Source organism: Mycobacterium sp. NGS22, assembly GCF_059813095.1.
This window is the reverse complement of record NZ_JCALDY010000008.1, coordinates 17,933-43,439: the sequence shown is the minus strand read 5'-3', so window position 1 is coordinate 43,439 and position 25,507 is coordinate 17,933. Positions and strand designations below refer to the sequence as shown.

23 protein-coding genes and 1 pseudogene are annotated in these 25,507 nt (G+C 68.3%); 7 read left to right on the top strand and 17 right to left on the bottom strand.

The annotated features are described in order from the left end of the window. Nucleotides 1-5 precede the first annotated feature (5 nt). From AC5Y47_RS09665 to AC5Y47_RS09650, 4 genes and pseudogenes are all read right to left on the bottom strand, one after another. Nucleotides 6-1,421, bottom strand: coding sequence for a WS/DGAT/MGAT family O-acyltransferase (locus AC5Y47_RS09665; protein WP_499943728.1), 1,416 nt, complete (start codon nucleotides 1,419-1,421; stop codon nucleotides 6-8). Between the two features lie 28 nt (nucleotides 1,422-1,449). After that, on the bottom strand, nucleotides 1,450-2,331 hold the full coding sequence (locus AC5Y47_RS09660; RefSeq protein ID WP_499943727.1) for an alpha/beta fold hydrolase: 882 nt from the start codon (nucleotides 2,329-2,331) through the stop codon (nucleotides 1,450-1,452). A gap of 90 nt (nucleotides 2,332-2,421) precedes the next feature. After that, nucleotides 2,422-3,606: pseudogene (locus tag AC5Y47_RS09655) on the bottom strand (DNA polymerase); the annotation flags it as partial. 171 nt (nucleotides 3,607-3,777) lie between these two features. Then, complete coding sequence (locus AC5Y47_RS09650) at nucleotides 3,778-4,479, bottom strand: Crp/Fnr family transcriptional regulator (RefSeq protein ID WP_499943910.1); 702 nt, start codon at nucleotides 4,477-4,479, stop codon at nucleotides 3,778-3,780. Between the two features lie 186 nt (nucleotides 4,480-4,665). Here AC5Y47_RS09650 and AC5Y47_RS09645 point away from each other — a divergent pair, with 186 nt between their 5' ends. The 5 genes from AC5Y47_RS09645 to AC5Y47_RS09625 all read left to right on the top strand — a co-directional run bounded on the left by AC5Y47_RS09645 (nucleotide 4,666) and on the right by AC5Y47_RS09625 (nucleotide 9,825). Next, on the top strand, nucleotides 4,666-5,088 hold the full coding sequence (locus tag AC5Y47_RS09645; protein ID WP_499943726.1) for a Zn-ribbon domain-containing OB-fold protein: 423 nt from the start codon (nucleotides 4,666-4,668) through the stop codon (nucleotides 5,086-5,088). Nucleotides 5,089-5,121: 33 nt separating this feature from the next. Further along, complete coding sequence (locus AC5Y47_RS09640) at nucleotides 5,122-6,333, top strand: thiolase family protein (RefSeq protein WP_499943725.1); 1,212 nt, start codon at nucleotides 5,122-5,124, stop codon at nucleotides 6,331-6,333. An 82-nt stretch (nucleotides 6,334-6,415) separates the two neighbouring features. Beyond that, the gene (locus AC5Y47_RS09635; protein ID WP_499943724.1) at nucleotides 6,416-7,219 is read left to right on the top strand and encodes an SHOCT domain-containing protein; all 804 of its coding nucleotides are present in this window, start codon (nucleotides 6,416-6,418) and stop codon (nucleotides 7,217-7,219) included. A gap of 68 nt (nucleotides 7,220-7,287) precedes the next feature. Next, entirely contained in the window at nucleotides 7,288-7,716 is a 429-nt protein-coding gene (locus AC5Y47_RS09630; protein ID WP_499943723.1) for a pyridoxamine 5'-phosphate oxidase family protein, read from the top strand. A gap of 117 nt (nucleotides 7,717-7,833) precedes the next feature. Continuing rightward, nucleotides 7,834-9,825 (top strand): 4-alpha-glucanotransferase, encoded by a 1,992-nt coding sequence (locus tag AC5Y47_RS09625; protein WP_499943722.1) that lies wholly within the window; start codon nucleotides 7,834-7,836, stop codon nucleotides 9,823-9,825. 28 nt (nucleotides 9,826-9,853) lie between these two features. Here AC5Y47_RS09625 and AC5Y47_RS09620 read toward each other — a convergent pair whose 3' ends face one another. The 6 genes from AC5Y47_RS09620 to AC5Y47_RS09595 form a co-directional block, all read right to left on the bottom strand. After that, on the bottom strand, nucleotides 9,854-10,819 hold the full coding sequence (locus tag AC5Y47_RS09620) for a 2-hydroxyacid dehydrogenase (protein ID WP_499943721.1): 966 nt from the start codon (nucleotides 10,817-10,819) through the stop codon (nucleotides 9,854-9,856). 14 nt (nucleotides 10,820-10,833) lie between these two features. Then, nucleotides 10,834-11,940, bottom strand: a complete 1,107-nt coding sequence (locus AC5Y47_RS09615) for a hypothetical protein (protein WP_499943720.1) — start codon at nucleotides 11,938-11,940, stop codon at nucleotides 10,834-10,836. Beyond that, nucleotides 11,933-12,793, bottom strand: coding sequence for an ABC transporter permease (locus tag AC5Y47_RS09610; RefSeq protein ID WP_499943719.1), 861 nt, complete (start codon nucleotides 12,791-12,793; stop codon nucleotides 11,933-11,935). Before AC5Y47_RS09610 ends, AC5Y47_RS09615 begins: the two co-directional genes overlap by 8 nt. After that, nucleotides 12,793-13,518: an ABC transporter ATP-binding protein gene (locus AC5Y47_RS09605; RefSeq protein ID WP_499943909.1), complete on the bottom strand. Its 726-nt coding sequence runs from the start codon at nucleotides 13,516-13,518 to the stop codon at nucleotides 12,793-12,795. Before AC5Y47_RS09605 ends, AC5Y47_RS09610 begins: the two co-directional genes overlap by 1 nt. 56 nt (nucleotides 13,519-13,574) lie before the next feature. Next, complete coding sequence (locus tag AC5Y47_RS09600; RefSeq protein WP_499943718.1) at nucleotides 13,575-14,609, bottom strand: ABC transporter substrate-binding protein; 1,035 nt, start codon at nucleotides 14,607-14,609, stop codon at nucleotides 13,575-13,577. Nucleotides 14,610-14,739: 130 nt separating this feature from the next. Next, on the bottom strand, nucleotides 14,740-17,082 hold the full coding sequence (locus tag AC5Y47_RS09595) for a CehA/McbA family metallohydrolase domain-containing protein (RefSeq protein WP_499943717.1): 2,343 nt from the start codon (nucleotides 17,080-17,082) through the stop codon (nucleotides 14,740-14,742). Between the two features lie 77 nt (nucleotides 17,083-17,159). On the opposite strand from AC5Y47_RS09595, the gene AC5Y47_RS09590 reads away from it, so the two are divergent. Then, nucleotides 17,160-18,071, top strand: a complete 912-nt coding sequence (locus AC5Y47_RS09590) for a LysR family transcriptional regulator (protein ID WP_499943716.1) — start codon at nucleotides 17,160-17,162, stop codon at nucleotides 18,069-18,071. A 12-nt stretch (nucleotides 18,072-18,083) separates the two neighbouring features. On the opposite strand, the gene AC5Y47_RS09585 is transcribed toward AC5Y47_RS09590, so the two are convergent. From AC5Y47_RS09585 to AC5Y47_RS09570, 4 genes are all read right to left on the bottom strand, one after another. After that, nucleotides 18,084-18,536: a YiiD C-terminal domain-containing protein gene (locus AC5Y47_RS09585; RefSeq protein WP_499943715.1), complete on the bottom strand. Its 453-nt coding sequence runs from the start codon at nucleotides 18,534-18,536 to the stop codon at nucleotides 18,084-18,086. A gap of 57 nt (nucleotides 18,537-18,593) precedes the next feature. Further along, nucleotides 18,594-19,736: a GGDEF domain-containing protein gene (locus AC5Y47_RS09580; protein WP_499943713.1), complete on the bottom strand. Its 1,143-nt coding sequence runs from the start codon at nucleotides 19,734-19,736 to the stop codon at nucleotides 18,594-18,596. Nucleotides 19,737-19,814: 78 nt separating this feature from the next. Then, nucleotides 19,815-20,261 carry an ATP-binding protein gene (locus tag AC5Y47_RS09575; RefSeq protein WP_499943712.1) on the bottom strand — a complete coding sequence of 149 codons (447 nt, stop codon included), beginning with the start codon at nucleotides 20,259-20,261 and terminating at the stop codon, nucleotides 19,815-19,817. 73 nt (nucleotides 20,262-20,334) lie between these two features. Further along, entirely contained in the window at nucleotides 20,335-21,804 is a 1,470-nt protein-coding gene (locus AC5Y47_RS09570; protein ID WP_499943908.1) for an amidase, read from the bottom strand. Between the two features lie 110 nt (nucleotides 21,805-21,914). Between AC5Y47_RS09570 and AC5Y47_RS09565 the strand changes: the two genes are divergently transcribed. Further along, nucleotides 21,915-22,085 carry a hypothetical protein gene (locus tag AC5Y47_RS09565; RefSeq protein WP_499943711.1) on the top strand — a complete coding sequence of 57 codons (171 nt, stop codon included), beginning with the start codon at nucleotides 21,915-21,917 and terminating at the stop codon, nucleotides 22,083-22,085. A 25-nt stretch (nucleotides 22,086-22,110) separates the two neighbouring features. On the opposite strand, the gene AC5Y47_RS09560 is transcribed toward AC5Y47_RS09565, so the two are convergent. Genes AC5Y47_RS09560 through AC5Y47_RS09550 form a run of 3 tightly spaced genes read right to left on the bottom strand, consistent with a single transcriptional unit; the run spans nucleotide 22,111 to nucleotide 25,455 of the window. Continuing rightward, nucleotides 22,111-23,088, bottom strand: a complete 978-nt coding sequence (locus AC5Y47_RS09560) for a lysophospholipid acyltransferase family protein (RefSeq protein WP_499943710.1) — start codon at nucleotides 23,086-23,088, stop codon at nucleotides 22,111-22,113. Between the two features lie 15 nt (nucleotides 23,089-23,103). Then, nucleotides 23,104-24,222, bottom strand: coding sequence for an acyl-CoA dehydrogenase family protein (locus AC5Y47_RS09555; protein ID WP_499943709.1), 1,119 nt, complete (start codon nucleotides 24,220-24,222; stop codon nucleotides 23,104-23,106). Beyond that, nucleotides 24,223-25,455 carry an acyl-CoA dehydrogenase family protein gene (locus AC5Y47_RS09550; RefSeq protein WP_499943708.1) on the bottom strand — a complete coding sequence of 411 codons (1,233 nt, stop codon included), beginning with the start codon at nucleotides 25,453-25,455 and terminating at the stop codon, nucleotides 24,223-24,225. Between the last annotated feature and the right edge of the window lie 52 nt (nucleotides 25,456-25,507).

Below are 25,507 nucleotides of genomic sequence, written 5' to 3'. Positions count from 1 at the left end.
GCGGCTCAGCCGGCGGGCGCCGAAACCGCCTCTCCCGTCCCGGGGAAACCCGCCGCGTCGCGCAACTCGGCAAAGGCGGCGACGAACGCCTCGGTCACCTCGTGGGTGTCGTCCAGCGTCGTGTCGTCGCTGAGAACCGCGACGCTGAGTTGGTCGACATAGCTCCAGACGGTGATGTTCAGCGCGGCGCCCGCGGCCAGCGGTCCCACCGAATAGAACTCGGTCACCACGGCACCGGCGACGTGGCCCCGTTCGCGGGGCCCGGGGACATTGGAGACGATCAGGTTGAACAGTTGGTTGGGCGCCTCCCGCCGCGACATCCACCCGAACGTCGCGCGGGTGAGTGTCGGCGGCACGAACTCCAGCCACCGACCGACCAGGGTCGGGCCGAGCAGTTGGTGGTCCTCCTTCGCGATGCGCGTCGAGGTCCGGATCAGCCGCAACCGCTCCATCGGGTCCTCGACCTGCACTGGCAGCGACACCAGCATCGTCGCCAACGCGTTGCCGGTGATCCGGTCCGGCGAGGTGTCGGTGGCCGTGGGAATCGAGGCGACCAGCGGCCGCTGACCGGATTCGCCGTGGTTCAGCAGCACCCGCCGCATCGCACCTGCCGTGACGGTCAGCACCAGATCGTTGATGGTCACTTCGAGCTTCTTGCTGACCGCCTTGATGTCGGCCAACGGCAGCGCGGCGCTGGCGAAAGTCCGTCCCGGCGAGAGCTTGTGGTTGAGGAAGCTGGGTGCCGGATCGAACCGGTCGGCCAGTTCCGGCTCCCGCAGACGCTGACGCGCCCGGCGCTGCAATCGGTAGGCGCCGATCACGCCGTCGCGGACCGCCGACGGCAACGTCCGGATCCGGCTCGCGTGGTCGCGGGCCGCGAAACGCGCGACATCCCCAGTGGTCGGGTGCGGCACCCCCGGTTGCGCCCGTCGCGCCGGGTCGGCGCCGGGGTCCTCCATCGTCCGGGCCATCAGATTGGCCGAGGCGACACCATCGGCCAGCACGTGATGGACCTTGCCGATCACCGCGACGCGACGGTCGGCCAGACCTTCGGCGTAGTAGAACTGCCACAGCGGGCGGCTGCGGTCCAGCGGTGAACTGGCGATCGCGCCGATCACCGCGTCGAGTTCGCGGCGGCCGCCCGGGGCGGGCACCTGCACGTGTTGCAGGTGGTAGTCCAGGTCCAGTGGGGCGTCTTCGTGCCAGATCGGGCGATGGAACCGCAACGGCGTGGCCACCATCTGGTAGCGCATCGGCTCGAGCACCGGCAGCCGGTCCCGGAACACCTCGCGGAACGCCTCGAACGTCGCCTTGCCCTCGAACTCGGAGGTGTCGACGACCGCCACCTTCAGCGTGTGCTGGTGGACGTTCGGCGTCTCGCTGGCCAGCATGAACACGTCCCAACCACTGAGTCGCTTCACCGCCGCTCCTCTCAGCGAACGCGTCGGGCTACGGGACTGCCCGCCTGCCATCGTGGCACGCGGGCAAGCGGCGGTGTACCGATTCGACCGCTTGGCTGACCCCGGCGACGAATGCCGTCGGCGCGAAGGTGCACCCGGCGTGCCCGGCGTCGATCTCGATCGCTTCCGCGTCCGGGATCTGGTCGGCCAGCCACTGCTGCCGGCGGACGCCGAAGGCACGATCCTTCATGGTCACGACCACCGCGGTCGGCACGTCGATGTCGGCCACCCAGGACGTCGAGTCGAACCGGACCACTTCGGCGACGGCGCGCGTGATGCCGCCCGGCGACGTGGCGCGGAACTGACCCAGCACCCACTGGTGGTCCGGCAGCAGACCGCGGGTCACCGCTGCGGCGGGCTCGCAGCGCCGCGGCGCCGGGGTGAGTGACTCGATGAGGGCTGCGAACAGGCCGGTGGCCACCCGTTCGTAGGCGGCGCGACTGACGGCGGCCGCGGCGGCGCACAGCACCAGCCCGTCGACCCGCTCGCGGTGGCGCCGCCAGACCAGTTGGGCCACCAGGGATCCCATCGAGTACCCGACCGGCACGAAGGTGTCGATCCCCAGGACGTCGGCCAGCGCGGCGACGTCGTCGGCGCAGTCTTCCAGCAGCATCCGTGGCGGCGAGATTCCTTGTCCGTGGCAGCGCTGGTCGAATACCACCACGCGACCGAATTCGCGGATCACGTCCAGCGCGGGATACCACGTCATCATCCCGGTGCAGGCGAGCGAGTGCAGCAGCACGAAGGTCGGGCCGTCGGAGGGACCCGAATCGAAGACATACGTGCTGCCCCGGCCAGGGAGGTCCACGACCGCGCCGGCCGGGAGCTGACCGACGGGAGCCACCGCGGGCACCTTCGGAAACCGCATCATGGGGGACTCCACCGCAAGCTGTCGATGGGTAATTAGAACACGTTTCAGTTTCCGCCCGGCGCGGTGGCCGGTCAGCGGCGGTTGTGATCGCTACCCGATCGATACCTCGGGTGCCTCGTCCATCGGATAGGCGTCGGTCAGCTGCGCCACCACGTAGTCGGTCAGAGTGCCGCGTTCCCCGTCGGCCACTTCGAACAGCAGGTCGTCACCGAGCGGCGCCAGCATGCGTGACTTCAACCCGGCCGCCGTTATCAGCTGGTCGACGTTGATCATCGCCAGCTTGACCAAGTCGGCGACGCTGCCCTCGACGGACATCTGCACGGCGTCGCGCTCGGCGGCCAGCCGCAACCGGTGGACGCTGCTGGACAGGTCGGGCAGATACCGCCGGCGGCCCAGCAGTGTGGACGCGTACCCCGTCCGGCGCGCGTCCTCGACGAGTTCGCGGTGACCAGCCCCGGCGGTCATGTGGTCGATGATCCGCCTCTCGATGTCGCGGTAGCCCACCGTCATCAGCTGGTAGCCGTCCGCCGCGACCAGCGCGGCGCGCAGCTCGAGTCCCAGAGCCGGCCGCGACCACGCCAGCCGACCAGTCACGGCGCCGGTCGGGACCAGGATGGGATGGATGCGCCCGTCCGGGCCAATCGATTGCGGCAATTCATCACCGGCCACCCTTGCCTGATCCACCGCAATGCCCGTGGTCTCCAGCCGTGCCAGCACCCCGGCGGCCGGCAGCTCCACCCGTCCCAGCAGGGATGAGGCGTCGATTCGCGCCAATTCTTCGTCGAGCACATCGGCCAGGTCCAGGACTGCGCAGGTCCGCAGGATCAGCGCCTGCATTGCCGGCTCGCTGGCCGAAAAGTGTTGTTCTGCAACGGCTTCGGCGGGCAACGCGCAACGCATATGACGCACCAGGAGGTCGTTGAGCGACCACCGCCGCTGCTCGGGCCGCAACAAGTGCGCCGCCAGCAGCGTGTCGGAGGTGACCCCGCGCAGCGTCCAGCCGCGACCCGCCAGCGCATGCATGGTCGCCTTCACGTCGTGCACCGCCTTGGGTGGGCCCGGATCGGCCAGCCACGACGCCAATGCTGCTTCGTCGTCGGCGATCAGCGCCGCGATGTCGATAGAGCGGCCGTCGCCGTCTGCGGCAACAATCGCCAGCGCCTGGTCGCCGACGACGGCGAGGCCGAACCGATTGCCCAGACTGTGCTCGGCCAACCACGCGGCGAGCTCACCGGCGCGCAACGCCCGCCCGCGTACGTCGAAACCACCCGGCACGGTGAACAATTTTGGTGGCTGACCCGGCGCGGTCGCGACCCGGGTGTGTACGCGTGAACGCGGCGAACCTGAGCCGCTGCAGTACGGTTTGGGATCCCCAACCGTCGGCCCTAGCTACAGCAACCGCGATCGCCACCGCCCGCGTCGGCTCCCCGGTGATCGTCCGTGATGTCAGGCCCAGCGCATCGGCGTCACAGCGCTGGTCGCCCGCGCCGCCAACTGCTCGTACTGGTGCACCAGCACGCTCTTGCCCTGCACCGTGATCCAGCCGTAGTCGCCGAATTCCAGCAGCACCTTGTTCGCCGTCTCGCGGGAGGTGCCGGCCAGCTGGGCGATCTCTTCCTGCGACAGTCCGTGGTCCAGCCGCCAGGAGGTACCCACTCGCACCCCGAATCGCTTGGTGAGCAGCACCAGTTGTTGGGCGACCCGTCCGGGCACGTCGTTGAAGACGAGATCCGAAACGGTGTTGTTGGTACGGCGGATCCGGCGGGCCAACAGCCGCAGCAGCTGGTCGGCGACCTCCGGGCGCCCGTCGAGCCAGGCACGCATCGTGTCGCCCTCCATCACCGCCGCGCGGACCCGGGTCAGCGCCACAGCGGTGGAGGAACGCGGTGCGGGATCGAAGACCGAGAGTTCGCCCAGCATGTCGGACGGGCCGAGCAAGGTGATCAGCGTCTGCCGGCCGTCGCGGCCCTTGCAGCCGATCTTCACCTTGCCCTCGGCGATGATGTAGAGGCAGTCGCCGGCCTGACCTTCGACGAAGATCGTCTGCCGACGGGCGAACGTCACCATCGGTAGCGACTTCGCGAGCTCACTGAGCACACCCCGGTCCACGCCGTGGAACAACCCGGCCCGCGCCACATTGTCGTCCAGGTCGTCCACCAGACCCTGCCTCTCGTGTAGTGCGCAATGATCATACAGCACGACTAGACGACTTGTCTGACTTGTCTAGTCGCGGCCGCTTGCCAGGTCCCTGCGCGGCTCTGGTGTCGTTCCAAACCCCATCGGGGACTGCAGCCGTGCGGGCGGCAGGTGCTCCGTAGGCTGCATGAGGAGACGATGGAGGTTGCTGTGGCAGGTTCGAAGGCTGGCCAGATCCCGTTGGTGGACTATCTGGTGCTCGACGACGGCGAGCCGCACCTCGTCGCGCAGGAATGCACCACCTGCGGCGCCCGGTTCTTCGACCGACGCAACGCCTGCGCCGCGTGCTTCGCCACCGAGTTCACCACGGTTCCCGTCGCGACCGAGGGCACGGTGCGCACCTTCACGATCGTCACGTTCGCTGCGCCCGGGATCCCCACCCCGTTCGTGGCCTCGGTGGTGGACTGTGACGGCACCCAGGTCCGCGCCAATCTCATCAACGTCGAGCCCGACCCCGAGCATGTCCGCGACGGGATGAAAGTGCGGCTGGCCACGTATCCGCTGGGCACCGACTCCGAAGGCACCGAGGCGATCGGGTTCGGGTTCGAACCCGCGACCTGAGACGCCGCTCAATCCAACGCAAGGAGCAACGACATGGGCGCCAGCGACGAGATCTGGATCCTTGGCATCAAGATGACCAAGTTCGGCAAGCACCCGGACTCCGACACCGTCGACTTGGCCGCCGAGGCCGCGACCGGCGCGCTTGCCGACGCGGGTCTGACGATGGCCGACATCGGCGTGCTCGCCGCCGGGAATCTGATGGCGGCCAACGCCGGAATCGGGCAGCAACTACAGAAGCAGATCGGTCAGACCGGCATCCCGGTCTACAACGTGGCCAACGCGTGCGCGACCGGCGCCACCGCGTTGCGGACCGCGATCATGGCCGTGAAGGCGGGCGAGGTCAAGTACGGAATGGCCGTCGGCGTGGAGAAACTGTCCGGTGCCGGATTGCTGGGCGGGGGCGGCAAGAAGACGAGCGACGCCGACGTCTGGGCGCCCAAGGGCCGCTACGGCGCGGTCGCGCCGGTCGACGGGCGGATCGGCACCGAGGCCATGCCCGGCGTCTTCGCCCAGATCGGCACCGAGTACGGCCACAAGTACGGCGGGACGAGCTTCGAGTTGTTCGCCAGGATCAGCGAGAAGAACCACGCGCACTCAACGCTGAACCCGTTGGCCGCCTACCAGAAGCGGTTCACCCTCGACCAGATCATGAACGACGTGATGATCGCCTACCCGAACACGCGGGCGATGTGCTCGGCCAACTGTGACGGCGCCGCCGCCGCGATCGTGTGCAACGGCAAGACGCTGAAGTCGCTGTCGCTGGAACAGCGTCGCCGCGCGGTGAAGGTGTCGGCGTCGGTGCTGACCACCGACCCCTTCGAAGACGGCTGCCAGGTGCTGCCGAATGTCAACACGCTGACCCGCAACGCCGCGATGACCGCCTATGACCAGGCCGGCATCGGGCCGGCCGACCTCGACCTGGTCGAGCTGCACGACTGCTTCGCGACCGCCGAGCTGGTGCATTACGACAACCTCATGCTGTGTGAAGAGGGCGGCGCCGCCGACTTTTTCAACACCGGCGCCACGTGGCGCGACGGTTCGACGCCGGTGAACGTCTCCGGCGGGCTGCAGTCCAAGGGCCATCCCATCGCGGCCACCGGCATCGCCAACATCTGGGAGGTCTGCCACCATCTGCGCGGCGAGGCCGGGGACCGTCAGATCGAGAACGCCAAGGTCGGGTTGGCCCACGTGATCGGACTGGGTTCGGCGTGCGGGGTGCACGTGTTGGAGAAGTCGGCCGTTTAACCCCGGCTCGGGTGTGACCGGCGCTGCCCGGACTTCGTGCGTAATCTCGAAAAGAGCCCCGACGACGAAAGATTCACACACTATGCAGGCAACGGTGACCCCTGAAGCCGAGAACGCCATCACCGAGATCGCGCAGCGCCACGGCCTGTCCCGCGAAGCGGTGCTGGCGATGCTGTTCGCCATTCACACCGGCGGGGGCACGATGGCACAGTTCTCCATCCCCGAACTCGGCGGTTCCGGGCAGTGGATGCGGGGCGGGATGACGATGGTCGGCAACATGTTCGACAACGCACTCAAGGCACGCGTCGACGCGCTGTGCAACGAGCTGACCCAGCTGATGGCCACCACCCCCGTCTTCCGCAACGCGAGCAACGCGACCAGCGGATCCCAGCCCCACTCCCAATCGCAATTCCAAGGCGCCGGACCGTCCGCCGGCTTCACCTCCGCCAACTGGTGGCCCGCGGACCTCGGCGTGCCGAGCGCAACCGGCGGACAGAACGACGCGCGCTACGCGGTGTTCCCGAACACCCGCCGGCTGGCGATCCAGATCAACGGCGTCACAAAGGTTTTCGACACCGGCGAACACCAGATCAGCGGTGTGCAGCAACAGCAGGGCGGCGGCTACGGTTCGGTGTACTTCACCAGCCAGATCGGCACCTTCGACGTATCCAGCCTTCGTGAGCTCGGTGCGCATCAGGTGGCGGAGACCCCGGCCGCCGCGCCCGCCCCGCACTCCCAGCCGGTGTCCGCGCCGCCGGCGGGGGCGCCTGACGATTCCGCGGGCATCGTGGCGGCCATCGAGTCGCTGGCCGGGCTGCATCAGCGCGGCATCCTCTCCGACGAGGAGTTCGCCGCGAAGAAGGCGGAGTTGCTCGCCCGACTCTGAGGTGGGGCGTGGCGCGCCATCACGGCTCGTGGGAATAGCGCTACCGCGACACTGCGTTTGAAACCCGCATGAAGAAATTCTCGGATGCCGAACGTCAGCAGTTCCTCGCCGACAAGCACGTCGCCGTGCTGTCCGTCGACGCCGCCGATGGCCGGCCGCCGGCCAGCGCCCCGATCTGGTACGACTACACGCCGGGCGGGAACATCCGGATCACCACCGGCCCGGCGACCCGCAAAGCCAGGCTCATCGAGCGGGCCGGTGCGGTGACACTGGTCGTGCAGCGGGAGGAACCGCCGTACCAGTACGTGGTGGTGGAGGGCTCCGTCGTCGAGACCACCGCACCCGCCCCGGCGGACGTGCAGGAAGAGATCGCCGTCCGCTACCTCGGCGACGAAGCCGGACGCGCCTTCGCCCGGCAACTCGACGGCCAGGACACCGTGCTGCTCACCATCCGGCCCGAGCGCTGGCTCACCGCGGATTTCTCCGACGAGCTCTGAAACGCGGATTTACCTCGCGCGCAATACGGTTCGTTGACAAGCGGGGTGTGAGACGACGGCGGCCGGGTATACCTGCCGCGTGTTCGCATCCGCGCTGTTGAGCGCCGACAATGGCCGGTGACGGTGGGCGCCGGACCCATCCCCGATGACCTGCGCCGGGTGGCCGCTGCACACGGGGTGGCAACCAGCTATCGAAACGAGCGCCGTGAACCGGTCGAAGTAGACCCCGATGTCGTGATCCGGGTGCTGGGACTGCTCGACGTCGAGGCCGGCACCGAAACCGACCGGCGACGTGAGCTGACCCGGCTCGCCGAACTCGACAAGGCCGGCACACTGGCACCGACGGTCGCGGTGCGTCTGACCGGGCGACCGCATCCGATGCCCGGCGCGGCCCTGCTGGAGGCCGAAGACGGCAGCCGCAGCGAGGTGCGCGACGAGTTACCGGCCGAGCTGCAGCCCGGCTGGTACCGGCTGCACACTCTCGACGGCCAGCAGGCCACGCTGGTGGCGGCGCCCCCCGGAGTGCCTCCGACGCCGGACACGTGGGGCTGGATGCTGCAGCTCTACGCGCTGCGCTCGGCTCGTTCGTGGGGGATCGGTGACCTGGGTGACCTGCGGGATTTCGTGGAGTGGACCGCGACTGAGCACGGGGCCGGCGCGGTGCTGCTCAACCCGCTGCACGCGCCCGGCCCGACGCATCCGGTGCAGCCCTCCCCGTACACCCCGTCGAGTCGCCGGTTCGCAAACCCGTTGGCGCTGCGCATCGAAGACCTCGATGCGTACCGGCGCGCCGATCCGGACACCCGGAGCGAGGTGGATGCGCTTCGGGTATCGGCGAGCACTCCGCGCATCGACCACGATTTGGTCTGGGCGGCCAAACGGGCTGCGCTGGAGTTGTTGTGGCGCTCGGAGGGCAGGCCCGGTCCGGGAGAGGGCGCAGCGTCGGGACTGACCGACTGGGCCACCTATTGCGCGCTGGCCGAGCGGCACGGCGGCCGATGGACCCGGTGGCCAGAACCGTTGCGCGACGTCGCGAGCGCGGCGGTCGGGGCGGCGCGCCGAGAGCTGGCGCCCAGGGTCGCGTTCCACGCGTGGGTGCAACAGCGCTGCGCCGAGCAGCTGACCGCGGTGCGCCGGGCAGCCCGCGACGCCGGCATGACGCTGGGCGTGCTGCACGATCTCGCGGTTGGAGTCGACCCCGAAGGCGCCGACGCTTGGGCGCTGGCCGACGTACTCGCGACGGGGGTGAGCGTGGGGGCGCCGCCGGACAATTTCACTCCGCGCGGCCAGGACTGGGGCCTGCCGCCGTGGCGGCCCGACCGTCTCGCCGCCACCGGCTACGCGGCGATGCGGGAGATGGTGCGGGCTGTCCTCGCCCACGCCGACGGGCTGCGGATAGACCATGTTGCCGGCCTGTGGCGGCTGTGGTGGATCCCGCCGGGCGACGGCCCGGACCGTGGGACCTATGTGCACTACGACGCCGACGTGATGCTGGCCGTCCTGGCCCTGGAAGCGCACCGCGCCGGGGCCACCGTGGTGGGCGAGGACCTGGGCACCGTCGAACCGGAAGTCACCGAAGCCCTTGCGGCTAACGGGATGTTGGGCTGTGCGGTGTCCTGGTTCACCCGGGACCAGTCCGCCCCGGACGAGCCGCTGCTGCCGGCGGCGCGCTGGCCCGCGCGGGCTGCCGCCACCCTCTCCACGCACGACTTACCCACGGCGGCAGGGTTTCTCAGCGGCGAACACGTGCGGGCGCGCGCCGAACTCGGCTTGCTCGACGATGTACCGGCCGAACGGTCCGGCGCGGAGAAGGAACGGACGGAATGGCTGGCGCTGCTGCGCTCCGAAGGGCTGCTCGACGAGACGACCGAGCCCGACGACAACGCGATAATCGTTGCGATGCATCGTTTTCTGGCAGCAACTCCGAGCCGGCTGAAGTTGATTTCGCCGTACGACGTATTGGGCGAGACGCGTCAACCGAATCTGCCGGGCACGGTGGACGAGTATCCGAACTGGCGGTTGCCGCTGCCGCAGACTCTGGAACAACTGCGTGACGACGACAGGGTGGCCGAGACGATCGCCGTCTTCCGCGCGGCCGCCGGCGGTTGATGCTCACGCGTGACGCAGCGCCGACAACTCATCGGCGCGGCGGCAACACGGGAGTCACCAACTCACCGCTGGCCAGGTAACTGTCCAGGTTGCGGATTGCCAGCAGCGCCATCGCTTTGCGGGTGCGTGCCGTGGCACTGCCGATGTGCGGGAACAGCACCACGTTGTCCAGGTCGAACAGTTCGGCCGGGACGTTCGGTTCGTCGGCGAAGACGTCCAGCCCGGCGCCGCCCAGGCCGCCGGCGGTGAGCAGCGCGACCAACGCATCCTCGTCGACGACGCTGCCGCGGGCGATGTTGACCAGGTAGCCGTCGGGGCCCAGCGCTTCGAGCACGCGCCGGTCCACCAGGTTGCGGGTGTCGTGACCGCCCGTCGTGGCCACGACCAGCACGTCGACCGACTCGGCCAGTTGCACCGGCGATTCGGTGTAGCGATACGGCGAGCCGTCGACTCGACGACGATTGTGGTAGGCGATGGTGCAACCGAATCCCTGCAGCCGGGATGCGATCGCCGAGCCGATCCGGCCCAGGCCCAGGATCCCGATCCGCAGCCCGCTGACGTCCGTGGTGTAGCGGAACGGGCCTTCGTCGGTCCACCGGCCGGCCCGCACATAGCGGTCGGCGGCGCCGAATCGGCGCACCGACATCAGGATCAAGCCCAACGCCGTGTCGGCGACGGTGTCGGAAAGCACGTCCGGGGTGTTGCTCACCCCGATGCCGAGCCGCTCGGCCGCCGCCAGATCGATCGAGTCGACCCCGGCGCCGTTGTTGACGATGACCTCCAGACCGGGCAGCGCGGCCATGGTTTCGGCGTCCACACCGGGCGGTCCCGAGGTCACCACGATGCGGACCTCGGCCGCGCGCTGCACCAGGCACTGGGCACGGCCCGGTCCGTCGGGAAGCTTCGGCAACTCGTAGCGTGCGGCCAGTTCCGCTGCGAAGGTTCGCTCCAACTCACCGATTTGCAGGACATCGTTCAGCTTTCGCGCCGTCACGCGTCCATCATCACTCAACGCGGCGCGCTGCCCACCGTCTCCTCGACCGGACGGACGAATTCGGTGCCCAGCGTGATGGTCTTCTCGGCCTTCGGGTACCACCCTTGCGGGGCGTACTGGCTGGTGTGCAGGTAACACTGGACGCGCACCTCGCGGCTTCCCGGGATGAACGTCAACAACCTGCTGATCGGTAGCGTGGTGATCGGCATGTGGTAGCGGCTGAGCGATGCGGCGTTGAGAAACCAAGTGCCCCACCGTTGTTCGATGTGGGTTTTGCCGCCGAAATTGTCGTCGGGGTGGGTGTGGGTGTGGCCGGCTATCCACAACGCCACCCGGCCCGGGTGTTGGGCCAGAAACTGTTCGAACGCACCGGAGTCCGGTTGGCTGTCGACCCAGTAGAGGTAGGACGCGCCCTGCGGAGTGCCCTGCTCGAATGGTCGATGGTAGTGCTCGCACCATCGGCCGTCCGCGTCCTTGCGCACGCCCTCCCACTCGCCGGAAGCCACCGTGGTGTCCTTCAGCACATAGTGGTGCACGGTGACGATGATCGCGTCCGGGTTGCTCAGCACCATGCGTTTCCACCAGCGGAAGGTCTCACCGGTGACGACCCCGCCGGGATTGCCGCCCAGGGTGCCGCGCCCGACCACCTGGGTGGGTTCGTTGCGGTCGCTGAGCATCAAGAACAGCAGGTTGCCGACGCGGAAGGAGTAGTGGTGCCATGTCCCGCGCACCGGGTAGCGCCGGGCCGACGGGTCGACACCGGAATAGGCCGTGTGCTGTCCCAGCGGGTCGACCCATTTCTGCCACCACCAGGCTTCGGGTTCGTCGAGCCCACTACGGTCGTGGTTGCCGCACACACTGAAGACGTCTTCGCGGCGGTGTCGACGCAGAAACCCGAACTGCCGCCGCAGTTCTCGGCCTTCGGCGTCGTCGGGCAGGTGGTGATGCGCCCCGGACATGTCACCGGCGTCGATTGCGATGTCCCAGTCGAACGGTGGCCCACCTTCGTTGCCGCCGTGCTCCGACTGCGAGATCGCCTCGGCCAGGCTGTCTCTACCGTGCTCCTTGTCGGTTCCGACATGCGCGTCGCCGAACGCCCAAATCCTGAACGGCTCAGCCATACTCGGCCTCCAGCAGTCCCCAGCGGCGGCGGATGCGCCGGTCGGCGGCGGCGAACGCGGCATCCATCACGATGCCGATCAGCAGAATGACGATCATGATGGCGATCGCCGACGGCATGTCGGTCATGTTCTGCGCATTCTCCAGGAGCACCCCGATCGAGGCGGTGTTGTTCACCAAGACCACCAGTTCGCCGGCCATCAGGCTGCGCCAGGCGAAGGCCCAGCCCTGGCGCAAACCGCTGACGAACATGGGCAGCGATGCGGGCATGATCACGTGCCGGTACAGCGCGAACCGTTGCAGATTCATGGTTTTCGCGGCCCTCAACAACAGCGGGGGGATATGGTCTGCGCCGGTGATCACGCCGATGGCTACCGACGGCGCCGCCCCGATGACGATCACGAACAGGATCGCCGAGGTGTGCAGACCGAAGAAGATGATGGCGAACGGAAACCAGGAGATGGCCGGCATGGTCTGCAGACTGGTGACGACCGGGCCGAAGGCGCTGCGCGCCAGCCTGTTCCGCGAAATCGCGGCACCGGCAACCGCCCCGATGACCACCGCCAGAGCGAATCCGATCAGCGCGCGGTTCATCGTCGTCCAGATAGCCTCCCAGAGCAGCGGCTCCTGCAGCTGTTGCCAGAGGTTCGCCAGCACCGTCCCCGGGCTGGGCAGCACGACCGACGGCTTCCAGCCGCTGAGGTAGAGGACCTGCCACGCCACCAAGATGACGGCAACGGCAAGCAGTTTCGCCCGTATCGACGCCAGCCCGGCCTTCAGCGTCGAGCCGCGCAAGCGGGTTGCGCCGGTGACCAGAGGGTGCCGGCGGGGAGCAATGTTGTTGGGAGCGGACATCATCCGGCCCCTTCTCGGTGCAGGCGGGCCGTGATGCGCGAGGCCAGTTCGGCGACGTCGGCGGTGTTGATGTCCCGCGGTCGCGGCGCAGGAACGTCGAACTCCTCCACGATGCGTCCCGGTCGAGCGCTGAGCACGATCACCCGGTCGGCAAGACGCGCCGCCTCCCGTACGTTGTGCGTGACGAAGACCACGGTCAGGCCGCGCTGCTCGACGATGCGTTCGAGTTCCCCGTGCAGGCGGTCGCGGGTCAATGCGTCGAGCGCGCCGAACGGCTCGTCCATCAACAGCACATCGGCATCTTGGGCAAGCGCGCGAGCCAACGCCACGCGCTGCCGCATCCCGCCGGACAGTTGGTGTGGCCGTTTGCCGGAGAAGTCACTCAGTCCCACCGTCGCCAGCAGGTGCGCCACACGCCGGCGCCGTTCGGCGCGCGGCACACCACGGGCCCGCAGTGCGAGCTCGACGTTGCCGGCAGCGGTCAGCCACGGAAACAGCGCCGATTCCTGAAACATCAGCGCCACCCGCCGGCCACCGGTGTCGATCACACCGCTGGTCGGCTCGTCCAGACCGGCGATCAGCGAGAGCAGGGTGCTCTTGCCGCATCCGGAAGCTCCTACGACGCACAGGAATTCACCGCTGTGCACAGTCAGCGAGATCTCGTCGACGGCGGCGGTCGTCGACCCGCGCTGTCCGTAGCGCTTGGTGACGCCGTGTAACTGCACCGCCGCGGCGGGCGGTCCTTGGTTCACCGCGCGATCCCGGGGATAGGCGACGCGCGTCATGTGGCGACCGGGGGCCGGCCGGACGCGGCCAGTACCCCGTTGAGTGGGGCCTGGTCGAACAAGCCGTTGATGTCGAGCGGCTTGAGCAATCCGATCGCGACCGCCTTGTCGACCTGGTCTTTCAGCGAGGCCATACCGGGGTCGTTGGTGAAGGTCGTCTCCTGAAACGACGCGGTCAGCACATCGGGCTCCAGGCCCTTGCCGAGCGCCCGGGCCAACGCGGCGTTGGCCGATTGCGCCGCGCCCGCCGGGTCATGGGCGATCTTGTCGTTCGCCGCGACCTGTCCGCGCAGCAGGCCCGCCACCACATCGGGATGCGCGGCCAAGAACTCCTGCCGCACCACCAGCACCGTGATGGTGTTGGGGTCAGACCACAGCCGCACCCCGCCGGCCTTGACCAACTGCACATCGAACGGCGCCGAGTCGATGGCGCCCTGGATCTGGTCGGAGATGAACTGCTGCACGATAGCCGACTCCGGGCTGGTCGGCTTGATCGAAACATCCCCTCCGCCTTGAGTATTCGTGTGTAAGCCGCTCTTGGCCAACCAGTGCCGCAGGCTGACGTCCTGGGTCCCGCCCAGTGCGGGGTCGGCCACCGTCTTGCCGCGCAGATCCTGCGCTGCATTGATCCCGGGCTTGACCACCAGCGACGTGCCGCCGCTGGCTGCGCCGGAGACGATCCTGACGGCTTTGCCACCCGATCGCTGCCAGGCGTTGAACACCGGGTTGGGTCCGATGTAGGCCGCGTCGAGCTGACCCGACAGCAGCGCGGTCACCTCCTCGGTGCCCTGGCTGAACGGTTGGGTCGTCAGGTTGACCCCTGCTCCGAGTTCTCTGCTGAACAATCCGTCGGTGATGCCGACGAGCGCGGACGCATGGGTGACGCGGGTCAGATAACCCAACCGCAGTGGGACGGCGCCCGAGGACGTCGGGGACGTGGTGGAGTGCGAGCACCCCGTCAAACCCGTTGCCAGGGCGGCAAAGGCGACTGTGGCGGCGATGGCGTTGGCGAACAGACGATGGCGCGACATGAGGGGATCCTTCGGGACTCGGCGCATCTAAGCGCCAGGGATTGCTAGACCAGGAGGCTTGCAGCCCGACAGGCCGCACGCGTGACGCGCTGCAAGTCGATGTGCAGCCGGCGGATCAGACGGCGGTGGGTCATCGGGACCGCCGGGCGCCGGAGCGGTCGACGAACAACGGGCTGGTCCAGACCTGGTGGCCGTCGAACTGCCGTGCGCGCAGGTACACCGCGCTGCTCGCGGCCGGCAGCCGCAATTTCAGGGCGCCGCTGACGGTGGCGGGTAATGCCGCGGGTTCGGCGATGCGTTCCAATCGAATCCTCAAGTTCAGACCGCCGACGACGACGTCGCGATGGCGCTCGGCGGCGAGCTCGGCGCCGGTCAGTGTGACCCCGGCGGTCAGGTCGTCCTCCTGCACCGTCGTCTCGAGTTCGAAGCGCGCTCGGGTGAGGTCGGCGACCCTGACCACGATGCCGACGTCGGAACCATAGGTGACGGTCCGCCAGCTGGCCCCGTCCTGGCTCATGCTGATGGCCTGTTCGGGATGCGTTGTGGCCCAAGGTGTTATATCGTGCACCGCGGTTCCGGCGATCGTTATCTTGCCCTGCCAGGTCGCCCAGCGGTAGCGGTCGCGGTGCCGCGCGCCGCCCCAGCGGATCCGGACCAGATTCCCGGAGAGCCCCGTCTCGCCGTGCAAGTCGCGCCGCCAGGCGGCTCCGGCGCTGTCGTACACGGCGAGGTCGTCCCAGCCCGTCGTGCCGTAGAGCGCATAGCTGGCGGTCAATTGGTCACTGTCGCTGATGATTTCGTCGCCCATCCAGTTGTCTGCGCTGCGCAGCAGGGCGACGGCGCGGGCGCCCGTCGTGGCCCAGGTGCGCCGGGCGCGTAGTCCCCGTCCGACGTCGGCGGCGGTGAGCGACGGGGCCAGGACGCCCGTCAGCCCACCGAAACCACCGAAGATGTTCGCCCCTGGCGCACCTCCGCCGGGCCTGCCGCGATGCTCGTCGCTGGCGGCGCTCGCCCCCAGCCGCAGACCCCGGGACAGCGCGTCTTCCAGGAACCATGGGCTGCTACCCCAACTCGAATGCACCTCGATCAGCCGTTCCAAATCAGGATGATGCCAATCGAGGATCGCGCGGCGGCCGCCGACATGTGGGACGAGGAGATAGGACTCCGGGTCCTTCTCGTACGCGGCGTACAACTGCGTCACCGGCCAGGTCTGCGGGGTGGGTGAGGTGCTGGACATGCCCTGGCGCCATTCCATCGAGCGGGCCAGTGTGGTGTCCTCGCCGAGGAAGACGACGTTATGGTCGCCACCGACGCCGGCGGTTCCGCACCACTCGACGCCGGGAAAGCAGACGAACGCACCGTCCTTCGATGCCGCACGGCATGCGGCCACCACGTCGACCCACGCCTCGTCGGTGATTTGAAAGTCGTTGGCGGTGTAGCCCAAGACGTCCAGCGCGCCGATGTCGCGTCCGTACCGCAGGTTCCACCCGGTGTCCTGGGTGCCGACGGTGTCGTTGGAATGCACGTGCAGGTCGCAGAAGAAGGCCCGCGGCGCCGGGAAGTCGTCGACGACATCGACCATGGTCGAACCGCGGCCGAGCACCTGTCCGCCGGATTCGGCGACCACGTCGATGCGGCCCGGGTTTGCCGGCACCACGAGCCGGGTGGCGGCCCAGCCGGTCGCCGGGGTGCGGCCCTGGGCGACCTGAACGTCGTCGGCGTAGGCGCGCAGGACGCCCGGCAGATCGGTGCAGGTGTTGCCCCAACGGTCCTGCACGTGAGTCCGTAGTTCGATCGAGGATGTGTCGGCGCGTACCAGCCGCGGACCGTGCACGACGACTCGATCGGGCGCACCCGGCACGACGGCGACCTTGCTGATTCCCGCGCGAGCCATTCGTGAAGTGCCCAGCGGGTCGACGAACAAGTGGAACTCGAACTCGTCCTCGACGAATGTCTGCACGCGAGTGCCGGGGCCTCCGAAGCGGCGGTCTCCCAGCCGGATTTCAATGACGTCGCCAGGGCGCAGATACCCGTCGACCACGTGGACGAGCAACGATTTCTGAAACGGCCGCTCCCCGCCCTTCACGTCGTAGCGGATCAGCAACTGGCGCACCGTCGCGACGCCGTCCTGCGATGCACCGCCGACCAGAGACCGGCTGACCAGACGGGCCGAGACGTAGTCGCGGCGACCGGGATCGGAGGTCTGCAAGTCCCAGTCGGAGTAGTACCGGAAGCACAGCTTCAGCCAGCCACTGTCGGCGATTCCGGAGCGGCCCACGGTGTAGGTGAACACCACCTCGGCGAGCGAGCCGGCGACCAGCCTCCGGTGGGAACACACCAGCTCGCCGAGGAAAGGCAGTGCGTCGAATTGCGCGGTGATCCGATCGCGCACCGCAGCCACCGAGCAGTCGTTGCCGGACGGCGGGCCCTGCGGGCGCAACGCCACGACTGGCGGGTGGCCGGGCACTGACATGGGCTCATCCTGCTGTCCGGCGACCTAGGAGTCCAACGAATAGATTTGATGCGATTTATCATCGATACTGATCAATCGTGAACCTGCAGCAGCTGCGCTACGCCGTGGCCCTTGCCGAAACGAAGAGTTTCACCCGGGCGGCCGAAGGCATGTTCGTGGTTCAGTCCGCGCTGAGCCAGCAGGTGCGTCGTCTCGAATCGGAACTCGGCGTGCAGTTGTTCGAGCGGACGACGCGCACGGTGACCCTCACCCCGGCCGGCGAATCACTGATGCCGCTGCTGAATCAGGTGGTGGCCGGTATCGAGCAGATCAAGTTCGACGCGCAAGCGCTCAGCGGCACCGTCGCCGGCCGCCTCACGATCGGCATGATGGAAGTCCCGTCGGAGAGCCTGGACGTGGCGGCCCTGATGGCGAATTTCCACGCCCGCTATCCCGACGTCAGCGTGACCCTGCGCAGCGGCGGCAGCGACGTCCTGATCAAGGCCGCCGGCGAACGACGACTCGATGCGGCCGTCGTGGGCTCCAACGTGTCCCGGGCCGGCGACCAACTCGTCTTCACCCGGTTGTTCAGCGAATCGTTGGTGGCCGTCATGCCAGCCGATCACAACCTGACCCGCCACACCTCGGTGTCGGTCACCGAGCTGGCCGAGCTCCCCTTCATCGACTTTCCGCCCGGATACGGCCTGCGTCACGAGACAGACCGCGGCTTCGCCGGTGTGCCCCGGCGGGTTGCTTTCGAAGTCACCCGGGTGGACGAGGTCATTCACTTCGTGCGCAGGAACCTCGGGGTGGCGCTGTTGCCCGAGTCGGTCGCCAGAAGCCGCGCTGACTCCGACTCGACCCTCGCCCTGCGCTCGGTAGCCGGCGCCGACATGCACCGCCAGGTCCACCTCGTGACCACCCGCCCACAACTACGGTCGGTGGCGTGTCAGGCCTTCATCGACTGCGTAGCGGATCACCTGCGGCATACCGGGGACGGCCGCCGCTAGCGAACGGCGCACTCAATTGCGATGTGCGCGTAGTTGATACAGCCCATGGGTGGTGGCGACCACGGTTCCGGCCGCATCGGTGACCACCGCATCCAGCGTGTAATCCGCCTTGCCCTGCGCGGCCGCCTCCGCCTCGACGCGGGCGATCGTCTCGTCGTCCATCGCCGTCTCGGCGCGCAATTCCGTTGTGGCTCGGCCGACGAAAGCGATGTCGACGCTCTTCACCAGCGGAAAATACTTGCCGGAGTCGAACGTCGCCAACGCGATGATGCCGCCCAGGATCTCGGCGACGGTGAACTGCACGCCGGCATAGACGACACCGAAATGGTTGCCGTTGCCCTCCACCGGAACGCTGGCGGCAGCAAATCCCCGTCGCGCTTCCAGCACCCGCACCCCCATGCGGGCAGCGGCCGGGATGGTCGATGCCATACCGGCATTCATCATTTCGACGAACTCGTCAGCCACGTCGTCGATCGTCGCACACGGGCGCGACGGCGACGGCTGCCGGTCCGGCCGGTCCAGTCAGCAGAGTCGATGGTGGTGACACCCGTTACCACCGAGACGTTTGGCCTGGTACATCGCCGCGTCGGAGGCGGTGATCAACTGGTCCAGCAACTCTTGATGCTCGCTGGGCGGAGCGTCGTCGAGCAAAATACATGCGGTGCCGATGCTGGCCGTGACCCCCGCGGTCGACGTCCCGATGGCCTTACACATCTGGCTGGCCAACGACTCGGCGTTGCAGTGCCCCGCGGTGCCGGCCACCAGGAACTCCTCGCCGCCACTTCGCGCCACCACCGTCTGGTCGTCGGCCGCGGCCAGCAACACTTGCGCGACCTGAACCAGCGCGTTGTCGCCGGCCGCGTGCCCGCGCCGGTCGTTGAGGCTCTTGAAGTTGTCCAGGTCGATGACCAACACCACCAGGTGCTCGTCGATGCCGCGCCGCGCGAGCATCATGCCCAGGGCATGGTGCTGGAACGCTCGTCTGTTGAGCAGACCCGTCAGCGGGTCACGGTCCGCGCGCAGCAAATCCCCCGCCAGGGCGCGGACCAGTATCCGGATGGCCAGTGGCAACGCGATGTTGACTTCCAGCACCAGCCACAGGTCCACCCCCGCGAGGTAGGGATGCCCGGACGCGGCCAGGCGGGCGGCCTGGAACGACGCCACGCCCGCCGCGATCGCGAAGTTGTACAGCACGAAAGCCGTCGTGTGGAAGAACGCGATGTATGCGCCGAAGGTGGCGAAGGCGATGCACCCGATCAATGCGGCGAGCGGATTGGGGTGGGCCAGACAGGCCAGGGCAACCGCGGTGTTGCACATCACCGCAAAGGCGATCGACAGGCCGCGGGTGGGCCAGCGCCAGACCCACAGCAAAGCACCCGCGACTCCGCCGGCGACAGCGATCCCGGTCATCGCGACGGGACCCGCCCCCCGAGGTCCGTCCGAGCCGGCCAGCAGCGCGATCAAGCACAACACCATCGACGACGCGATGAACGCCATCAGGGCACGGGTGGCGCCGCTCAGGCCCCGGGCCGCCAGGTAGCCGGACAGCCAGTCGAACTGGTCGCCCCGACGCCACCGGCTGAATGCCGCAGTTCCTGTTGCCTTAATTGCTTCCACCGAGATCGAAGTCGGGCCTGCGGCCCCGATGTACGGCTGCGCCGACATCGTCGAAAAAGATTATGGCTGATGCGGGGGTTTAGCTCGGCCGGGTGGTACGGCAACGCCGGCTGATCACAGGAGATTTCATCTGCCGCGGTGGGGCGGTGCGATGTAATGCATGCAAACAGTGGTCCCTTCGGGACGGACTTTGATGGTGCACTGCTCCGACAGTGCCTGCATCAAGGTGATCCCGCGCGAGGCTCGGGGGTCGACTCGCGACCGTGACGCGGGCCGGCGCCAGGTGCCGCGGTCGCTGACGCATATGTGCAGACTCCGCGCGGTCCGGTCGTAGCTGACCTGCAGTTCCATCGGTCCGACCCCATCTTGCGCGCGGTAGGCGTGTTCGACGCAGTTCGCCAGGGCCTCGTTGACGCTCAGCACGATGTCACCGACCTCTGGGGAGTCGTCCACCACCTCCTGCAGCCACCTCTGCAAATCGCGGCGGAACTTGCCCGCCGTCGAGGCGTCAGCAGCACCGGCCGAACTCATCTCGCAGACCTGGCCGACGGCCGTCCGTGACAACGAATTCATAAGTGGGGCATACCCCGTCGGCCGTGGACCTGAAACCCACGACGGGTCTCGCGGCCGCTACGAATGGATGTCGTTACAGCGGCGCGACCCGGTCGGTCCACGGGGCCGCCTGCTCGAGTTGGGCGGCCAGCTGGATCAGGAGCGATTCGCCACCCAGGGGCGCCACGAACTGCACACCGAGCGGCAGGCCGTCGGCGGTCCAGTGCAGCGGGAGTGAGATCGCCGGTCGGCCGGTGAGATTCGCCAGCTGCGTGTACGGCACCCAGCCGAGGTTCTTGTCCACCATGTCGTCGACGATGTTGGTGTAGCGCAGCAACCGGGCGCTGCGCGTCTTGATCAGGGCGTCGGCGCCGCGCTGCAGGACGACCGGTAAGTCGAACTCGCCGATCTGTGGCGGCGGCGTCGCCAACGTAGGCGTGAGCAGCAGGTCGTAGGAGTCGAAGAACTCGGTCAACCGGCGGACGTGGTCGTGGCGCCGTTGCACCGCGTCCACGTAGTCGACGCTGCGGGTCGCTCGACCGAGCGCAGCCATGATCAGGGTGTCGCGCTCGAACGACTCGTCCCCGGCGCCGGTCAAGCGCTTGGCGTCGTCGACTTCCCACGCGATGTTGACGAACCAGGTGAGCAGGAACTCGCGCGCCAGCGCGGCGTCGTCGTAGGGCGCCCGCGGCAGTTCGTCGACGAAGTGGCCGAGGTCGGTCAGCGTCCGCACCGCGCCTTCGACCGCCGCGAACGCTTCGGGATGCGGCTGGGGCTTGATCGCCGACGGCACGCGGACTCCGATGCGAAGCTTGCCGGGATCCGATCCCACGCACTCGGCAAAAGGCGCCGCGGGTATCGCGGGCAGGTACGGCCCCACCGGCTCGCCGCCGCTGATGACGTCCAGCATGGCGGCGGTGTCACGCACCGTGCGCGACACCACCCCCTGGACCGCCGCGCCGTGCATGAATTCGCTCGCCGCAGGTCCCACCGGGGTGAGCCCGCGACCCGGCTTCAGCCCGACCAGTCCACAGCATGCCGCTGGGATGCGGGTGGAACCGCCACCGTCATTGGCGCCTGCGCACGGCACGATGCCCGCGGCCACCGCCGCCGCCGATCCGCCCGAGGAACCGCCCGGCGTACGGTCCAGGTCCCAGGGGTTGCGTGCCGGCCCCCAGGCGACGGACTCGGTGATCGCCTTCGCACCGAACTCGGGCAGGTTGGTCTTGCCGAAGATCACCAACCCGGCGTCGATCCAGCGCTGCACCACCGTCGCGTGCTCGGCGGCCGGGGTGGACATCAACGAGCGGGACCCTTGCGAGGTGGGCAACCCCGCATAGTCCTGCGAGATGTCCTTGATCAGGAACGGGACACCGGCGAACGGGCCGCTGCGCCGGTCAGTGGGCGAGGCGGGGATGTCGCGCACGATGGCGTTGATCCGCGGGTTCACCACCGCCGCGCGGTCTCTGGCCAGCGTGAGCAACTCGGCGGCGGTGACCTGCCCATCGGCGACGAGCTTCGCCAGGCCGGTGGCGTCGTAGGTGCGGTACTCGTCGAAGTCCATGACCTGACCGTAGGTGTCGCCGGCGTCGCTATCCAGGTTCACCCGTTTCGGAATCCGCGGTTCTGGCGATCCTGGCGGGAGCATGGTGAGGATTCTCGAGGAGGTTTCGCGTGGACCAGCACACCGACGGCGACCCGGCGCCGGTGCCCAAGGACGCCAGAGAGACGACCGAAGCGCAGCGTGCAGAAGAGGCGCAGCTGGAGCATTCCGGCGGCGAGGACCCGGACGCGCCCGGACTGCAGCAGTCTGCCGACCGGATCGCCGACGAGAGCCGACGGTAGCGGCCGGCCGGTGCTGCGGACGGGGCTACCCGCCTTGACGTCGACTGCGTATGCCCATCGAGTCCGACACCAGCCCGCCGGGCATCACCCATTGCTGCGGCTCGCGCCGGATGAACTGGGCCATCGCGTCGGCGATGCGCTGCGAGGTCGCCGGCACCAGCTCCCGCAGCCGGGGGTCGTCGCGGGCGTACGGGCCGCCGGCGAAGATCGGCTGACCCAGCACCGGCTCGCGCAGATGTCCCTTCTGCAGGACCGTGCCGGGCACGATCGCCGCGCCGGTCCGCAAGGCCAGCAACGCCGGTCCGGCGCCGATCGTGCGCCGGGTCCCGGCCAGTTCGACTTCGACCCCTTTGCTCGTCTCGTCGCGGGAGCGGAAATAATCCCCGGCGATCACCACGACCCGGCCGCGCCGGATCGCGGCTTCCAGTTCGGCGGTGAGACTTTCGCCCTTCTCGCGGTCGACGACCACCAATTCCAGGCCCGCCTTGTGCGCGCCGCGGGTGATCACCCACTGCATCAACCCCACCTGCCGGTTGGCCACGACGGTCACCGGCACACCGTTGATCGCCAGCACGACCGGCAACGCCGCGTAGGAACCCAGATGCGGGAAAGCAACGATCACCCCGACATTTGTCTGCCGCCCCACCTCGAGCGCGACGGCGATGGGTCCCGGGTCCGCCAAATGGAAGCGCCGCAGCACAGCCGCGTGGGATGCGGTGACGAACCAGATTCCGTCGCTGGCGTTGCGGACCACCGCGCGGTACATCGCCTGGACGGGCCGCCACTTCCGTGACGAGAACTGCGCTGTCGGGTCGACGTTGTCGCGAAAGTCCTGCAGCACCTGCTGGTGCAGGCCGTGGCCCTTCCAATAGATGAGGCGGGCCGCCACGGTGGACACCGCATCCGACAGCCAGCCCGGCAGCAGTCGGTAGCAGGTCGAGACCAGCAGCGTCAGTTGCCTGCCGACCAACGAGACCCGTTGCCGGCGGCTAGGTTCTGACATTCGGCCGGTCCAGTCCTAGGTCCTCGTCAGTTCCGCGTACCGCGCGACGTGCTGGTCGGTGGTTCCGAACTCGTACTGAATCGCGGTGAGCCGCTTGAAGTAATGGCCGATCGCCAGCTCTTCGGTCATCCCCATCCCGCCGTGCAGCTGCACGGCCTGCTGACCGATGAACCGCGCGGCGCGGCCGACGGTGGCTTTGGCGGCCGACACCGCGCGGGCGCGCGTCGGCTCGTCTTCGTCGAGTTTGAGGATCGCCAGATACACCGCGGCGACCGACTGTTCGAGTTCCATGTACATGTCCACCATGCGGTGCTGCAGCACTTGGAAGCTGCCGATCGGCTGACCGAACTGCTGGCGCTGCTTGCAGTATTCGACGGTGTCCGCCAACACTTTCCGCATGAGGCCGACGGCCTCGGAGCAGATCGCCGCGGCGCCTTCGTCGCGCGCGCGACGCAGCGACGGCCCCGCCCCACCCGGCTCGCCGAGTAACGCCTCCGGGCCGAGCCGCACGTTGTCGAACGTGATGTCGGCGGCCCGCCGGTCGTCGATGGTGCGATAGGGGTGCATCTCGAGGCCCGCTGCGTCGATCTCGGTGAGCAACAACGAGATTCCGTCTTCGGTGTCCGCGGTGACCAACAGGTGGGTGGCCAGCGGCGCGCCCACCGCCATCATCTTCTGACCGTTCAGCACCCAGCCGTCGCCGTCGCGTTCGGCTCGCGTCGAGACGTCCTGCCGGTGATCGGCGGACACCGGTTCGGCATCGGCCAAGGCCACCAGCGCCGAACCGTCGATGATCTTCTCCAACAACGCGGTCGCGGCCGGACCACCGGCACGGTGCAACAGTCCGCCCGCCACCACCACGGTGTCGACGTACGGTTCGATCACCAGCGCATGCCCCAGCTGCTCGGTGATGACCATGAGTTCGGTTGGGCCGCCGCCGATTCCACCGACTTCTTCCGGGAATGTGGCACCGAGGATGCCCAGCTCGGTCGCGAACCCGCGCCAGATGTCCGGCTGCCAGCCGGCACCGGTCTTGGCGGCCGCACGGCTCTTGTCCAGGTCGTAGCGGACGGACAGGAACTTGCCCAGCCCGTCCCGTAGCAGTTCTTGCTCTTCGGTGAGATTGAAGTCCATCTACAGCCCCAGTGCCGCCTTGGCGAGGATATTGCGTTGAATCTCGTTGCTGCCGGCGTAGATTGAGCCGGCCCGGTCGTTGAAGTAGCGCAGTGGCGCCACCGCCTGCCACGGCTCACCGGCGGCGTATCCGTCCGCGGGCGGCACGAATTCGGCGATCCGGCCTCCGGGTGCGGTCACGTGCGGCTGGTAGGCGCGGCCCCACGGTCCGGCCGCCTCCAGTGCCAGTTCGGTGAGGGCCTGGCTGAGTTCGGTGCCCAGGATCTTCAGCATCGACGACGCCGCACCGGGATTGCGGCCCTGCGCCACCGCGGCCAGCACTCGATACTCCAGGATCTCCAACACCTCGGCCCGGATTCGCGCGTCGGCCAACTTATTTGCGAAGGCCGGATCGTCGGCCAGCGCTCCGCCGGCCGGCCCGGGCTGGCGTTGGGCTGCCGTGCCGATCTCCTCCGCCATCACCTGCAGGCCCGGCGCCACCGCGCCGCCACCGCGCTCGAACTCCAACAGGTACTTGGCGACCGTCCAGCCCTGGTCGATCTCGCCGAGCACGTTGGACTTGGGCACCCGCACCTCGTCGAAGAACACCTGGTTCTGTACCTCTTCTCCCGACGTCATCACCAGGGGCCGAATCTCGATCCCTGGCGAGGTCATGTCGATGAGGACGAAGGTGATGCCCTGTTGCTTCTTCTGGGAGCGGGTCGTGCGCACCAGGGCGAACATCCAATTCGCTTCTGTGGCATGGGTTGTCCAGATCTTGCTGCCGGTGCACACCAGGTCGTCGCCGTCGGAGGTGGCGGCCATCGTCAGTGCGGCGAGGTCGGATCCGGCCTCCGGCTCGGAGTAGCCCTGGCAGAAGAACACCTCGCCGGTCAGGATCCGCGGCAGGAAATAGTCCTTCTGCGCGTCGGTGCCGTAGCGGATGATCGCGTGGGCGACCATCCGAATCCCCATCGGCGACAAGGACGGGGCGCCCGCCAGCATCGATTCCCGGGTGAAGATGTAGTGCTGGGTCAGGCTCCAGTCGCAACCGCCGTGTTCGACCGGCCAGGCCGGTGCCGCCCAGCCGCGCTCGTGCAGAATCGCCTGCCACGCCATGCTCGCCTCGTGGTCGGCGTACACACTGGTCATCAGCCGCCCGGCGCGCCGCAGCTCGGGAGTGAGCTTCTGGGTCAGGAAATCCCGGACCTCATCACGGAAGTCCAGCTCGTCCTTCGACCACTGCAAATCCATGGGTTACCGGCCTAGCGTCGTCGCAAGCGAATTGTCGGCGCGAGTCTAGCCC

Excerpts from the sequence above, each read along its gene's own strand:
- AC5Y47_RS09645 (WP_499943726.1), top strand. The coding sequence starts at position 4,666 with ATGGAGGTTGCTGTGGCAGGTTCGAAGGCTGGCCAGATCCCGTTGGTG.
- AC5Y47_RS09560 (WP_499943710.1), bottom strand. The coding sequence starts at position 23,088 with ATGTCAGAACCTAGCCGCCGGCAACGGGTCTCGTTGGTCGGCAGGCAA.
- AC5Y47_RS09640 (WP_499943725.1), top strand. The coding sequence starts at position 5,122 with ATGGGCGCCAGCGACGAGATCTGGATCCTTGGCATCAAGATGACCAAG.
- AC5Y47_RS09570 (WP_499943908.1), bottom strand. The coding sequence starts at position 21,804 with ATGGACTTCGACGAGTACCGCACCTACGACGCCACCGGCCTGGCGAAG.
- AC5Y47_RS09550 (WP_499943708.1), bottom strand. The coding sequence starts at position 25,455 with ATGGATTTGCAGTGGTCGAAGGACGAGCTGGACTTCCGTGATGAGGTC.
- AC5Y47_RS09600 (WP_499943718.1), bottom strand. The coding sequence starts at position 14,609 with ATGTCGCGCCATCGTCTGTTCGCCAACGCCATCGCCGCCACAGTCGCC.
- AC5Y47_RS09595 (WP_499943717.1), bottom strand. The coding sequence starts at position 17,082 with ATGTCAGTGCCCGGCCACCCGCCAGTCGTGGCGTTGCGCCCGCAGGGC.
- AC5Y47_RS09575 (WP_499943712.1), bottom strand. The coding sequence starts at position 20,261 with ATGAATTCGTTGTCACGGACGGCCGTCGGCCAGGTCTGCGAGATGAGT.
- AC5Y47_RS09615 (WP_499943720.1), bottom strand. The coding sequence starts at position 11,940 with ATGGCTGAGCCGTTCAGGATTTGGGCGTTCGGCGACGCGCATGTCGGA.
- AC5Y47_RS09610 (WP_499943719.1), bottom strand. The coding sequence starts at position 12,793 with ATGTCCGCTCCCAACAACATTGCTCCCCGCCGGCACCCTCTGGTCACC.
- AC5Y47_RS09660 (WP_499943727.1), bottom strand. The coding sequence starts at position 2,331 with ATGATGCGGTTTCCGAAGGTGCCCGCGGTGGCTCCCGTCGGTCAGCTC.
- AC5Y47_RS09555 (WP_499943709.1), bottom strand. The coding sequence starts at position 24,222 with ATGGACTTCAATCTCACCGAAGAGCAAGAACTGCTACGGGACGGGCTG.
- AC5Y47_RS09630 (WP_499943723.1), top strand. The coding sequence starts at position 7,288 with ATGAAGAAATTCTCGGATGCCGAACGTCAGCAGTTCCTCGCCGACAAG.
- AC5Y47_RS09580 (WP_499943713.1), bottom strand. The coding sequence starts at position 19,736 with ATGTCGGCGCAGCCGTACATCGGGGCCGCAGGCCCGACTTCGATCTCG.
- AC5Y47_RS09635 (WP_499943724.1), top strand. The coding sequence starts at position 6,416 with ATGCAGGCAACGGTGACCCCTGAAGCCGAGAACGCCATCACCGAGATC.